Annotated in this window: 14 protein-coding genes; 7 read left to right on the forward strand and 7 right to left on the reverse strand. The window is 58.9% G+C overall.

What is annotated here, in order from left to right; translation table 11 throughout:
* Window positions 1–43 precede the first annotated feature (43 nt).
* On the forward strand, window positions 44–997 hold the full coding sequence (locus G6L97_RS19410) for a polysaccharide pyruvyl transferase family protein (RefSeq protein WP_004431759.1): 954 nt from the start codon (window positions 44–46) through the stop codon (window positions 995–997).
* 192 nt (window positions 998–1,189) lie between these two features.
* Here G6L97_RS19410 and G6L97_RS19415 read toward each other — a convergent pair whose 3' ends face one another.
* Both G6L97_RS19415 and G6L97_RS19420 read right to left on the reverse strand, forming a co-directional pair.
* A complete protein-coding gene (locus G6L97_RS19415; RefSeq protein WP_004431762.1) occupies window positions 1,190–2,179 on the reverse strand; it encodes a glycosyltransferase family 2 protein in 990 nt (329 codons plus the stop codon).
* 110 nt (window positions 2,180–2,289) lie between these two features.
* Window positions 2,290–2,568 (reverse strand): exopolysaccharide production repressor protein, encoded by a 279-nt coding sequence (locus G6L97_RS19420; RefSeq protein WP_004431765.1) that lies wholly within the window; start codon window positions 2,566–2,568, stop codon window positions 2,290–2,292.
* Between the two features lie 338 nt (window positions 2,569–2,906).
* Here G6L97_RS19420 and G6L97_RS19425 point away from each other — a divergent pair, with 338 nt between their 5' ends.
* Window positions 2,907–3,173 carry a DUF6074 family protein gene (locus tag G6L97_RS19425; protein ID WP_004431768.1) on the forward strand — a complete coding sequence of 89 codons (267 nt, stop codon included), beginning with the start codon at window positions 2,907–2,909 and terminating at the stop codon, window positions 3,171–3,173.
* Between the two features lie 73 nt (window positions 3,174–3,246).
* On the opposite strand, the gene G6L97_RS19430 is transcribed toward G6L97_RS19425, so the two are convergent.
* Both G6L97_RS19430 and rpsU read right to left on the reverse strand, forming a co-directional pair.
* Window positions 3,247–4,143 carry a tetratricopeptide repeat protein gene (locus tag G6L97_RS19430; RefSeq protein WP_025595237.1) on the reverse strand — a complete coding sequence of 299 codons (897 nt, stop codon included), beginning with the start codon at window positions 4,141–4,143 and terminating at the stop codon, window positions 3,247–3,249.
* Window positions 4,144–4,264: 121 nt separating this feature from the next.
* Complete coding sequence (gene rpsU, locus G6L97_RS19435) at window positions 4,265–4,492, reverse strand: 30S ribosomal protein S21 (RefSeq protein ID WP_003498359.1); 228 nt, start codon at window positions 4,490–4,492, stop codon at window positions 4,265–4,267.
* 315 nt (window positions 4,493–4,807) lie between these two features.
* Between rpsU and G6L97_RS19440 the strand changes: the two genes are divergently transcribed.
* Genes G6L97_RS19440 through G6L97_RS19460 form a run of 5 tightly spaced genes read left to right on the forward strand, consistent with a single transcriptional unit; the run spans window position 4,808 to window position 10,303 of the window.
* Window positions 4,808–6,061 (forward strand): sarcosine oxidase subunit beta family protein, encoded by a 1,254-nt coding sequence (locus G6L97_RS19440; protein ID WP_004431781.1) that lies wholly within the window; start codon window positions 4,808–4,810, stop codon window positions 6,059–6,061.
* A complete protein-coding gene (locus tag G6L97_RS19445) occupies window positions 6,061–6,471 on the forward strand; it encodes a hypothetical protein (protein ID WP_004431784.1) in 411 nt (136 codons plus the stop codon). Before G6L97_RS19440 ends, G6L97_RS19445 begins: the two co-directional genes overlap by 1 nt.
* Before the next feature lie 13 nt (window positions 6,472–6,484).
* Window positions 6,485–6,799, forward strand: a complete 315-nt coding sequence (locus G6L97_RS19450; protein ID WP_004431787.1) for a sarcosine oxidase subunit delta — start codon at window positions 6,485–6,487, stop codon at window positions 6,797–6,799.
* A complete protein-coding gene (locus G6L97_RS19455; RefSeq protein WP_004431789.1) occupies window positions 6,796–9,756 on the forward strand; it encodes a sarcosine oxidase subunit alpha in 2,961 nt (986 codons plus the stop codon). The genes G6L97_RS19450 and G6L97_RS19455 overlap by 4 nt, the downstream gene beginning before the upstream one ends.
* On the forward strand, window positions 9,749–10,303 hold the full coding sequence (locus G6L97_RS19460) for a sarcosine oxidase subunit gamma (protein WP_004431791.1): 555 nt from the start codon (window positions 9,749–9,751) through the stop codon (window positions 10,301–10,303). The genes G6L97_RS19455 and G6L97_RS19460 overlap by 8 nt, the downstream gene beginning before the upstream one ends.
* On the opposite strand, the gene G6L97_RS19465 is transcribed toward G6L97_RS19460, so the two are convergent.
* From G6L97_RS19465 to G6L97_RS19475, 3 genes are read right to left on the reverse strand one after another with little or no spacing between them, the layout of a single operon-like run.
* Entirely contained in the window at window positions 10,300–11,340 is a 1,041-nt protein-coding gene (locus tag G6L97_RS19465) for a DUF2332 domain-containing protein (protein WP_035199923.1), read from the reverse strand. The two genes, G6L97_RS19460 and G6L97_RS19465, sit on opposite strands and share 4 nt — an antisense overlap.
* A gap of 28 nt (window positions 11,341–11,368) precedes the next feature.
* Complete coding sequence (locus G6L97_RS19470) at window positions 11,369–12,097, reverse strand: transporter substrate-binding domain-containing protein (RefSeq protein ID WP_309509976.1); 729 nt, start codon at window positions 12,095–12,097, stop codon at window positions 11,369–11,371.
* A 30-nt stretch (window positions 12,098–12,127) separates the two neighbouring features.
* Window positions 12,128–12,616 carry a MaoC family dehydratase gene (locus G6L97_RS19475; protein WP_004431798.1) on the reverse strand — a complete coding sequence of 163 codons (489 nt, stop codon included), beginning with the start codon at window positions 12,614–12,616 and terminating at the stop codon, window positions 12,128–12,130.
* Window positions 12,617–12,663: the final 47 nt, after the last annotated feature.

Genomic DNA, 12,663 nt, shown 5'->3' on the forward strand with positions numbered 1-12,663 from the left:
TTGCCTGCAAGAATTTATATGTTTTTCACCCAGGAGTGACTTCATGAAACCTTACCACTGGGAATCGCATCACGGAAATTTTGGCGACGATCTCAATCTGTGGCTGTGGGACTTTCTGCTGCCCGGGCTGCGGGACGTGCATGACGATGTGATGCTCGTCGGTGTCGGCACGGTTCTCAATGATACATTGTTGCCCGCAAAGCAGCGCAAGCTTGTGATCGGCAGCGGTTATGGCTACGGCGCGGTGCCGGATACAAGCACCGGATTTTGGGACATTCGCTGCGTGCGCGGCGAAAAAACCGCAGCCAAATTGGGACTTTCTCCCGAAAAGGGCATTGTCGATCCCGCCGTGATGGTGACCGAGATGCCGGAGTTCAAAGGCCTGCAGAAACTCTACAAGAAAACCTTCGTTCCCCATTGGGAATCGGCGGAATTCGGCATGTGGGAAACGGTTTGCGAACCGGCGGGACTAACCTATCTCGACCCGCGCGGCGAGGCGATGTCGGTCATCCGCGCCATCGCCCAATCTGAATTTATCGTGGCCGAATCCATGCATGGCGCCATTCTTGCCGATGCGTTCCGCGTGCCATGGGTGGCGGTGAGCACATCTCCCTCGATCAACAGTTTCAAGTGGAGCGATTGGGCAGGCACGGTCGGTGTGGAGTATCAGCCGCGTTACGTGCCAGTTTCCACCCGCGCCGAGGCGGCGAAAAAGGGGTCGCGTTTCTGGGGTATGAGCTTCCCGCCGCCGCCAGCCCCCGTCATTGCCGAGGCTGGATCCGGTCCGGCGCATGAGGGCGATGTGCTGGTGCGGCCGCAGGCAAGCCAATCCCTGTCGCTGCGCAAACTGGCCAAGCAAGTGCTGGCAGCACCTTCCACGCTGGCGCTCTGGCAGGCAAGCCGTGCCGAACCGCGTCTCAGCCCGGATGGCAGGCTGGAGGAACGCAAGGAGCGTTTTTCCGCTGTTCTGGAAACGGTCAAACGCGATTATCTCTGAGGGCGGGTTGCCTCAGCAATTTCGGACACAGTCACCCCGGCCTGGGTCCGGGGTCCAGCGCGCTCAAGTCCTTGATCGCAAAAGACTCTCTTCATGGCGCAGACGCGCCATGACTGGATGCCGGATCTAGTCCGGCATGACGAATGAGAGAATATCGAACTTGCTATCATCCTCGCCGCTGGAGGTTTTCCCTCAGGAAACCGGCGTACCGTCCAGCAGATAACGAATATCCCGAACCGGCGCCGGTTTGCGAAAACGGGCGGTCTTGTCGGTCCAGATGCCGCGCGTGATGGCCGGCAGGGCAGGCAGGCGCGCAAGAGCGTGGCTCAACGCGCCGCCCATCCCTTTCTGCTTTTTCGCATCGAGAAAATGGCGAAGCTCGAATTTCGCGCGGATGTGTTTTTCGTGCTCGAGCAGGATCGCCGTCTCGCTGGCCGACAGCTTGCAGCTGGTGAGAATGTCCCTGTCCGCTTCGTATAAACGGCGAAGATCTTCCGTGCTGTGACGGCCGCTCAACGAATTGCCGCGGACAATCGCCCCGTAACCGCAATGACGGATGACCTTGTAACGGGCACCGGCGGCAAGCGCGCGGGTATAAAGTTCGTAGTCTTCGCCGAGACGCAGACGCTCGTCGTACCGCAACGCATGTTTGTCCAGAAAGGCGCGGCGGATCACCGGTTTCAGAAAGCCGGTTTCCCCGCGTTCCACGCCGGGTCTGGAAATATTGCCTTCCACGAACTCCGTCAGCGACAGAAACCGGGCCTGTGGTTCGAAGCGGGCCGGCTGCATGGACGACGCGCCCGGAACCGATTGCTGGATGAAGGCGATATTGTCGGCCACCAGATCCCAGTCGTCATTTTCCAGCATGGCGGCAAAACGGCCTTTGAAAAAAAAGTCGTCCGCATCGAGAATGCTGATGAGCGGTGCGGATGAAATCGAGATCGCATGGTTGCGGGCGGCCGAAGGGCCACGATTGACGTCGAATCGCACGACCCGCAAACGGCCGGTACCGTCATCCGCCGCATGTGCGACATCGCTGGTCGTATCGGTGGAGCCATCGTCGATCACCATGACTTCGGCGACCTCCGGCTCCACAAGGGCGGAGCGGATGGCGATATCTATCGTATCAGATGCATTTTTCGCAGCGATGATGACGCAAATGGGCTGTGAACCGCTCACCATGTGTTGTCCTTCTGCTGTGACGAACCGTCAGGATTTGGTCAGCAGAAAGTGTCAGGGGTGTGGATGCAAGTGATTTTTTTGCGGCGCAATAAAAGAATGTGCGTGAGAGGTCACATATCGGTCAGTTTCGCGCCATGTGGCGGGGCGCTGCTTACCGTGTCCGGCGTCATGATCTCGGCGCTGCGATCAAGCGCGAAGGTTTCGCGCATCCGGCGTTTCTCCCGGGCGACCAGAACCAGAAGTGCAATAAAATAACCGGTTTGCAGAATGACGGCGCAGATGAGGGTCTGGATGAATGCCGTATAGAACGACCCCTGGATGAAATATGTAGCGACCGCAAAGGCAAGCAATGCACCAATCATGCTGAAAAATACACGAGGTGCATACATGGTGCTCTCCTCCCGAGAACGATTTCTCCGTTTTTGGCTGCGCTGCGGCATTTTTTTTCTTTGCAAGAATATACGATGAGACCGGTGTTGTTTCAACACACATATACTTCTTCTATCTCCCACGGCATGAAATTTCGGTAATCTTGATTGGTAAATTCCTTGGTAATCGGCGATTTGCCCGAATCGGTGTCCTCTGGCACCGCAGATTCTTGCGTCTGACAGGCTGCAGAACCCGTCCCTGCAAGGCGTTAGCGGCCTTCTCTCCTGCGTAGCAGACTTCGTTAACCATCCAGCCTTTAAAAAGTCGGTATTGATTCCTCGAAGAGCAAGGTGCCCGCGTGACGACGAATTCGGAAGTAATCGCCTTTCCGGCAAAGAACCGTATTGCCAACGTAAAACGGTGCGCAACCATGCTCGACCGGCTGCATGGTGTGGAGGCGAATGATTTCTGGCGCAGGGAGTGCCGTGAACTGGCCGCCTATCTGACGGGCCTCGGCTATGAGGACGCCGCCATGCGGCGCGAGGTCATGGAGTTTCAAAATGCGGTGCAGGCGGAGTTGTGGGCGGGGGATGCCACGCCCGAGGCGCGCCGCGACAGCCATTGAGGCTTTAAAAGTTTCCCATAAAAAAGCCGGCAGGTGTCGCACCGCCGGCTTTTCTGTTCGTATCTGTTTTTGATCAGGATGCGCCGGCACCGCGCGTGCGGGCAACGCCGTCGAGCGCGGGCTTATATTTCGGATCAAGCCGTGCCGCATGTGAATAGGACTTTGCGGCTTTCGCCATCTCGCCGCGGCGCTCATAGACCAGTGCCTGGTTGGCCCATGATTCTGCGACGTTGCCATCAAGCGAAATGGCGTGGTTGAAATCGGCGAAAGCGTTTTCGTCGTCGTTCAGCGCGACATAGGAAAGGCCACGGCCGTTATAGGGTTCCGGCGAGGTTGAGGACAGCGAGATGGCCTTGGAGAAGTCCTCGATGGCCTGGGCATGCTGGTTGCGCAGCTGGTAGATCAGGCCACGATTGTGCCACGCGCGGCCATCGGTGGTTTCGAGTTCGATGGCGCGGGAGAAGTCGTTGAAAGCTTCGTTGACGCGGCCGGACTGGCGGTAAAGATTGCCACGGCCGATCAGGGCTACGTCATAGCTCGCATTGATCTGTAAAGCGGCGTTGTAATCCTGCAAGGCCTGCTGCTGCTGGCCGGAATTGCGATACACGAGCGCGCGGTTGGCATAGGCCTGATAAAAGCGCGGGTTCAGTTGCAGCGCCTTGTTGAAATCCTCGATAGCGCGGCGCGAATCGCCGGCGCGGCCGTAAGCGGAGCCACGGACGTTATAGCCTTCCGGATCCTGAGGATTGGCGTTGATGACCGAGGTGAGCGAGGCAATGTTTTCCTGCGAGCCCTGGGCACGGTCGATCCTGAAGACATCGTCAGTCTGGTTGGACGTAGCGCAGCCGGAAAGACCGGCAAGGACGGTACAGACGACAAGGGAAACACGGAATCTCTTGTTGTTTTTCAGGAGCACCCGGCGCGTGGAGGCATCGGAGTTTTTCACAACACAGGCATCAACAGCGGTCATTCGGTGGGGGTTCCCTCGCAGGCCGGTCTCAAGATCATTCTCCGGCCACAAACACAAAGAGCGGCGGCGAATTGATCGCCCCCGCCCAACAAGCATTCAAAAACGTCCAAAAGACGGCCTATTAACGGCCTGCGCGCGGAGCTGCAACCAGACCTTCGCGCTGTGCGCGCTTGCGTGCCAGCTTGCGAACGCGACGAACAGCTTCAGCCTTTTCGCGGGCGCGCTTCTGGGAAGGCTTTTCGTAATAATCGCGCATTTTCATTTCACGGAAAATGCCTTCGCGCTGCATCTTTTTCTTGAGAGCGCGAAGCGCCTGATCAACGTTATTGTCGCGGACTAGTACCTGCACGTGAAACCCGTTCCTTTTGTTTGGTTGTCTTGCTGTGAGAATAAAGGCATTCGCACGCAAATAAAATCGTTCGTTCGGCCGTCGAGCCTAGCGATTGGTGACGTGCAATATCAGAACATTTGCAGCAAGTCCATACGGTACCGCATATTCAACAGCCAAAATCCAGCTATCCCGGCATTCTGCCTGCAATGTCGAAACAAAAGCATTGCGGCGTCGCAAAATGGATATTGCCTCCGATGCCGATTTGCCATGTGTATAATATGTGCCGGAGCTATGCTTTCGGCTTCTGGCCGGTTCTTGAGGAGCAGACTGCGAATGCGCAAATATTCCGTTTTTGCCGTGGCGCGCGAGGCGTTGCGGGGTCATAAGGGGTGGGATGCGCAATGGGCGTCGCCCGAGCCGCGCAAGGAATATGACGTCATCATCATCGGTGGCGGCGGCCACGGTCTTGGGGCCGCCTATTATCTTGCCAAGGAACACGGCATTACCAATATAGCGGTGCTGGAAAAGGGCTGGCTAGGCGGTGGCAATACCGGCCGCAACACCACCATCATCCGCTCCAATTATCTCTATGAAGAGAGCATGGATATCTACGAGCATTCCCTGAAATTATGGGAAGGCCTGAGCCAGGATCTCAATTACAACGTCATGTATTCGGCGCGCGGCGTTATGATGCTGTCGCACAATATTCACGACCAGCAGTCCTTCAAGCGCCATATCAATGCCAACCGTCTCTATGGCATCGACAATGAATGGCTGACGCCGGAACAAGCCAAGGCCTATTGCCCGCCACTCGAGATTTCCGGCAATGCGCGTTATCCGATCAACGGTGCTGCCCTCCAGCGGCGCGGCGGCACGGCGCGTCACGATGCGGTGGCCTGGGGATATGCGCGTGCGGCTTCCGATCGCGGCGTGCACATTATCCAGAATTGCGAAGTCACGGCCATCAGGCGCGGACCTGATGGCGCGGTCACGGGCGTCGAGACCAATCGCGGTTTCATTGGCGCAAAGAAAATCGGCGTTTCCGCCGCCGGCCACTCCTCCGTTCTGATGAAAATGGCGGATGTGCGTGTGCCTCTGCATTCCAACCCGTTACAGGCGCTGGTATCAGAGCCGCTGAAGCCGATCTTCCCCTGTGTCGTCATGTCCAATACGGTGCATGCCTATATCTCCCAGTCGGACAAGGGCGAGCTGGTCATCGGTGCTGGCACCGACCAGTATAATTCCTACTCCCAGACTGGCGGCCTGCAGATCATCACGCATACGCTTGACGCCATCTGCGAGCTGTTCCCGATTTTCCGCCGCGTCAAGATGATGCGCCAATGGGGCGGCATTACCGACAACACACCCGATCGCTCCGCCATTCAGAGTGTGACGCCGGTGCCAAATCTCTTTGTCAATTGCGGCTGGGGCACGGGCGGTTTCAAGGCGACGCCGGGCTCGGCCAATCTGTTTGCGCATCTCATCGCGCGCGGCGAACCGCACCGTCTGGCGGCGGGGCTGACGCTCGATCGTTTCCGCACCGGACGCCTCATCGACGAGGCCGCTGCCGCCGCCGTGGCGCACTGATGCTGGCGGCGGTTATGCTTTCGGCAAACATGGGTGTTGCGGCGGCGGTCGTGCCGGCGGGCAATCTCATCCCCGAGATGGGGGATTTTCGTAGCCAGAAAATCCAGAGAATGCAGGGTGAACGCGACTGGCCTTTCGTGGCGGAAAAAGGCCTTTTGCTCTGCGCGCCGAGTCTCGCGGACAAGCTGGTCTATTTCGTCGGCGAGAAGGAAAATGGTGCGCAGGACGAGCCCTTCGCGATCGACACCGACATGATGGCGGTTGCCATCATCAATATGGGTCGGGCCTCGGCGCTGAAACCATTCGATAATTTCGAGCAGCTCTTGAAGCGGCTTTCCCCCTTCGTTGCGATGGGAAAGCGGCTGTGTGACCAACCCGCCGGAAGCATGCTTCCGGAAAGTTCTCTTTGAAGGTGGAGCCACGATGCTTCTGATCCATTGCCCTTATTGCCGGGAAGACCGTTCCGAACTCGAATTTCGCTGGGCGGGCGAAGCCCATATCGCCCGGCCGGAAAACATTGCCGATATTTCGGACGAGGCCTTTGCCGAATATTTCTTCATTCGCGACAATGACAAAGGTCTCGTTTTCGAGCGCTGGCGCCACATTCACGGTTGCGGCCGCTTTTTCAACGCCGCGCGCGATTCCGTCAGCGACAAATTCCTGATGACCTACAAGGCAGGCGAGCCGAAACCGGATGCCGACGCGGTTCTTTCCGCCCAAAAGGGAGCTGCGCAATGAGCGGCGATTATCGTATCAAGGGCGCCGGTCGCCTGACACCTGCCAGAACGGCACGCTTCACCTTCGACGGCAAGATCTATCAGGCGCTGGAAGGCGACACCGTTGCATCCGCACTTCTGGCGAATGGCGTGCATCTGATTGGCCGTTCGTTCAAATATCACCGGCCGCGCGGTTTCCTTTCCGCCGGCCCGGAGGAGCCGAATGCGCTGATCGACGTGTCGCGTGACAGCCTGCGCAAGCAGCCGAATGTGCGCGCCACGGTGCAGGATGTATTCGACGGCGCCATCATCGCCTCGCAGAACCGCTTTCCGTCGCTGTCCTTCGATATCAGTGCGATCAACGATTTCCTGTCGCCGATGTTTGCGGCTGGTTTCTACTATAAGACGTTCATGTGGCCGAAGGCCGCGTGGCACAAGATTTATGAACCGATCATCCGTCGCGCAGCCGGTCTCGGCAAGGCGCCGACCGAGCCGGATGCGGATCATTATTCCGGCCGCTATGCCCATTGCGACGTGCTGGTGGCCGGTGGCGGTGTGGCCGGGCTGACAGCGGCGCTCACCGCTGCAAAAACTGGCGCCAGCGTCATTCTGGTTGATGAGAATGCCGAAGTTGGCGGCGCGCTGCGTTTTGATACCGGTGCGGTCATCGACGGCCTGTCCGGATATGACTGGGCGCAAAAAGTTTTGACTGAACTGAAATCGCTGCCCAATGTGCGTGTTCTGACCCGCACGACAGCGTTCGGTTATTACAACCACAATTTCGTGGCGCTGGCCGAGCGTGTGACCGATCACCTCGCCACGCCGGCCAAACACCAGCCACGTGAAAGACTGTGGCAGGTCCGCTCCAAGAAGGTCGTTCTGGCGGCAGGCGCGATCGAGCGGCACATGGTCTTTGCCAATAATGATCGTCCCGGCATCATGCTGGCTTCTGCTGCGCGCATCTATCTCAACCATTACGGCGTGACCGTCGGCAATAATGTCGGTGTCTACACAGCCCATGATTCTGCCTATGAGACGGCATTCGATCTCAAGAAAGCGGGTGTGAAGATCGCCGCTATCGTGGATTGCCGCGAGAACCCCGATCGGCGGCTGCTGGACGAGGCGCGGGCGCTGGGCATCGAGGTACTGGCGGGTCACAGTGTTTACGATACGTCAGGGCGGCTGCGCGTTTCTTCCATGAGCGTTGGCCGCAATGGCGGCTCTAACAAGCGCAAGATCGCCATCGACGCGCTCGTCGTTTCGGCGGGCTGGACGCCTTCGGTGCATCTCTTCTCGCAATCGCGCGGCAAGCTGAAGTTTGACGCGGCAAACCAGCGGTTCCTGCCTGACATCCATGTGCAGAATTGTGTGTCAGTCGGCGCCTGCAACGGCACGGACGATCTCGCCGCATTGATCGCCGAGGCTGCTGCCGCAGGTGGCGGTGCAGCGGAATTCTCCGGTGAGAATGCGCGCGCCTGGACCGGCGGCATGATCGGCGCTGCGGAAGGGGCAGGCGAAGGCACCGGCGTCAAGGCCTTCATCGATTTCCAGCACGATGTCTGCGCCAAGGATATTCGCCTGGCCGTGCGTGAAGGCATGCATTCGGTCGAGCATATCAAGCGCTTCACCACCAATGGCATGGCGTCCGATCAGGGCAAGATGTCCAACATGCATGGCCTTGCCATTGCCTCGGAAGCGCTTGGGCGGGATCTGCCGAAGGTCGGTCTCACCACTTTCCGCCAACCCTATACGCCGGTCACCTTCGGCACGCTCATCAACCATTCGCGCGGTGCGCTGTTCGACCCGACCCGAAAGACGCCGATGCATGACGAAGAGGCTGCGGCAGGCGCCCTTTTCGAGGATGTCGGCAACTGGAAGCGCGCATGGTTCTTCCCGCGCGGCGGTGAGGATATGCACGAGGCGCTCAACCGCGAATGCAAGACGGTGCGGACAAGCGTCGGCGTGTTCGATGCCTCCACGCTCGGCAAGATCGAGGTGGTCGGCCCCGATGCGGCTAAGTTCCTGAACCTCATCTACACAAATGCCTGGGACACACTGAAACCCGGCCGTTGCCGCTATGGCATCATGACGCGCGAGGACGGTTTCGTTTACGATGACGGTGTTGTCGGTCGTCTTTCCGAGGACCGTTTCCATGTGACGACGACGACGGGCGGCGCACCGCGCGTTCTCCAGCACATGGAGGATTATCTCCAGACCGAATTCCCCGAGCTGAATGTCTGGCTGACATCGGCGACCGAACAATGGGCGGTGATTGCGGTGCAGGGACCGAAAGCGCGCGAGGTGATCGCGCCTTTCGTCGAGGGTATCGATATTTCGCCCGAAGCCTTCCCGCATATGGCGGTCGCGGAAGGCACCTTCTGCGGTGTGCCCACGCGTCTCTTCCGTGTATCATTCACGGGTGAGCTTGGTTTCGAAATCAACGTTCCGGCCGATTACGGCGCTGCCGTCTGGACCGCGATCCGTGAACGGGCCGAAGCGGTGGGCGGATGCCTTTATGGCACCGAGACCATGCACATCCTGCGTGCCGAAAAGGGTTACATCATCGTCGGACAGGATACCGACGGCACCGTGACGCCTGACGATGCCGGGCTTGCCTGGGCCGTTTCCAAGAAGAAGACGGATTTCGTCGGTATTCGCGGTCTGAAACGCCCGGATCTCATGCGCTCCGGTCGAAAGCAGCTTGTGGGCCTCAAGACGAAGGACCGGCTGACTGTTCCCGAAGAGGGTGGCCAGATCGTTGCTGATCCAAACCAGCCGAAACCCATGACCATGCTCGGCCATGTCACTTCCGCCTACTGGTCGGAAAATCTCGGCCACTCCATCGCCTTTGCGCTGGTGGCGGATGGCAGGGCGCGCATAGGCGAAACGCTCTACATCCCGCTTGCCGATAAAACAATTGCCGTCGAAGTGACCGACATGGTCTTCCTCGACAAGGAAGGAGCCCGTCTCAATGGCTGACACACTTCACGCAAAACGCAAATCCGTACTCGAGGATTTCCACGGTGGTTCGCCCTTCGTCTCGCTGAAGCCCGCCGCCTCGGCGTCGCGGCTGTCGCTGCGCGCAAGGGAAAGCGCACTGCCGGCCCTCTCGGATGCACTCGGCCTGTTATTGCCCAACAGCCCGAAAAGCTCTGTCACATCGGGTTTGCGCTCCGCTCTCTGGCTTGGTCCGGACGAATGGCTGGTGATCGATCAGGGCGAAAGCGACCTGATGGCGGCGCTCGCCACCGTTCCCGGCCTGTTTTCGGCGACCGACGTTTCCCACCGCAACACGGCTGTCATCGTTTCCGGCCCCGGCGCGGAGGTAGCCCTGAACGCCGGTTGCCCGCAGGATCTGTCTATCGCACAGTTCCCGATCGGCGCCTGCTCGCGAACGGTTTTCGGCAAGGCGGAAGTGGTGCTGCTGCGCGTGGCTGACGATACGTTCCGGGTAGAGTGCTGGCGCTCCTTCGCCGAATATGTCGGCGGCCTGTTGCAGGAAGCGGCGCAGGATGTGGCGGTCTAGCTTTTCCACCCCTGCCATTCCACCCATCGCCCATGGAAATCGGCGCGGCCGATTTCCTGTTTCTTACCGGTCGGCCAGATTTGCAGGGTGATTGCGGCGCTTCCCGGCGTCGTATCTGCCTCCATCTGCAGGCGGGCAAGCGGAGCCTCAGGGGTGGCACGGCTTCCAGCCTCGGCGATCAGCGTTTCGCCGGCCTCTTTCAGCGCATCGGGAAGATATTGCCAGGCGACAGAATGGTAGACCACATGGGCAGCGCCCGAATGTTGCGCGGCAAGGCGGCGTTGCAGCCAGTCAATTGCGTCAGCCTTTTCAACGTGCAAGCCGTTCTCCACCGCAATACGCAGGGCGGCCGCCGTGCGCTCCAGCCTGTCGGTCTGATCGGCCCAGACATATGACATCAGCCGCAACCGGTCCTCGGCAGACGACGGATCGAGTGGGTTAAGATCGCAGCCGGCGCGCTCGATGACCTCTATCCGCTTGTCGGGCGGGGTGTCTCCGCGCCATTCCGGCGACATGGACACTTCGGATTGCCTGCCCCAGGCAAGATCGCCAAGACGATACTGGTAGCGGTCAAATTGCAGGTTCAGACCGGCGCTGGCGCCGACCTCTGAAAGGACCATCGGCTTGCCAAAAAGCTCCGCAATGGAAAGAAAACCCGGCAGCAGCACAGCGGAACGGCGGACTTCGTTGGTCTGCGGCGGCGATTTCAGTCTTTCGAGGATGAAGCCCGAATGGAAGCGCAAGGCACTTGCGCAAGCCTGCCAGAGCGCATTCTCGTCTTCGGGTGCTATATCGACAAGAGGAGTGATCTTGTCCTCGATGACAAGCGCATGCAGGGCACCGGCAAGCCGCAGTGGGACGGAATCGCCGGACGGGCCAACATCGCCAGGCCAGGACAAAATCATCTCGCCAACGTCCGTCTGGCGATCCAGCCGCGCCGCCACCGCGCGGCAAAGCCGTGCGGTAAAGGGCGAACCGAGGCTGTCGCAGGCTCTTGCCTGTGCGAGAAACGCGTCTCTTACGGCTTCATCATGCATTGGGCCGTCTCCTTTGCGCAGTCTGGCGTTACTTTGCCAGACTGGCCTCGCGGTTGACGAGGGCTTGATCATCAAAACCAAAATTGCGCATCAGCACACGGTGCTCGTCTGATCCGATATAACAAAGGAGCGCCGCATCGACCGCGCTCTGGAGTTCCCGGTCGGATTGGCGGAAAGCAAATGCGCCTGAGGCTGCTGGTCTCTCTTTCGGTAAAACGGAGACAACTTCCAAATCGAGCTCTGGATTTTGCTGCATAAAACCGAGATGGGCCATGGCCACGCTGGCATAGGCGTCGGCACGCCCATCCAATACGGCCTGAGCGGCCTCGTCGTAGGTCTCGCAAATGAGAATGCGGTCATCGGGCACGCCCGCTTCCATAATTGCGCGATGTTGGATCTGATCACGGATCGCGACCAGCGTACATTCCGGATTTTTTGCTGCCGATGCGTATCCGTCCAGATCTCTGAGGTTGCCCTTCCTCACCAACAGTCCATCAGGCAACGCCCAGATGGGATGGCTGAACGTCACGATCTTTCTGCGTTCAGCGGTATCGAAGAGGCCAGTAGTCATATCCCAAAGGTTTTCGTTCAGCCCAGGCAACAATTGCGAGAATTCGGCTTCGATGAATTCAATGTCATGAATACCGATCATGGCTAGAATGACTCGCGCCAACTCCACATCGCACCCGGTCACATCGCCGCATTCGTTCCTGTAGTTGAACGGAGGTTCTATCAAATATGCGAATCTCACAGACACTCCGATCTCAAATTGGGATTTACTTCGCCATCAGGCGTCTTGCGGCCTGTCCTCGGGGTTGAACTGGGTGATGGTTGTCCAGCGGGCAGTGAGCGCCGGTTTTTTCTCGTTTTCTATCTCCACCGTAACATCATAGGTCGTCACCAGCATGGCGGCGCCGCGAAACCGCGCCTCAGCCAAAGTGAAACGGCCACGCACCCGTGCTCCGCTTTTGACCGGCGTGACGAAGCGGACGGCGTCAAAGCCGTAGTTGATGCCCATGGTCGTTTCGCGAATGCGGGGCAGGGCATCGTAATTCAGAGCCGAAAGCAGCGAGAGCGTCAGGAACCCATGCGCGATGGTGCCGCCAAAGGGGCTTTCCGCCTTGGCGCGTTCCGGGTCGGTGTGGATGAACTGTTCGTCCAGCGTCGCTTTTGCGAAGGCGTCGATCATTGTCTGGTCGACGGTGATCCAGTCGGAAACGCCCAGCTCCGTGCCGACGAAATTTTTCATTTCCGCCAGCGCTATTTCCTTTGCCATGTTACCTCTTCTCGATTGCCTTTCGGAACTTATAAAGGTGCCGGGGC

The sequence above is a fragment of the Agrobacterium tumefaciens genome, assembly GCF_013318015.2.
Taxonomy (GTDB): Bacteria; Pseudomonadota; Alphaproteobacteria; order Rhizobiales; family Rhizobiaceae; genus Agrobacterium; species Agrobacterium tumefaciens.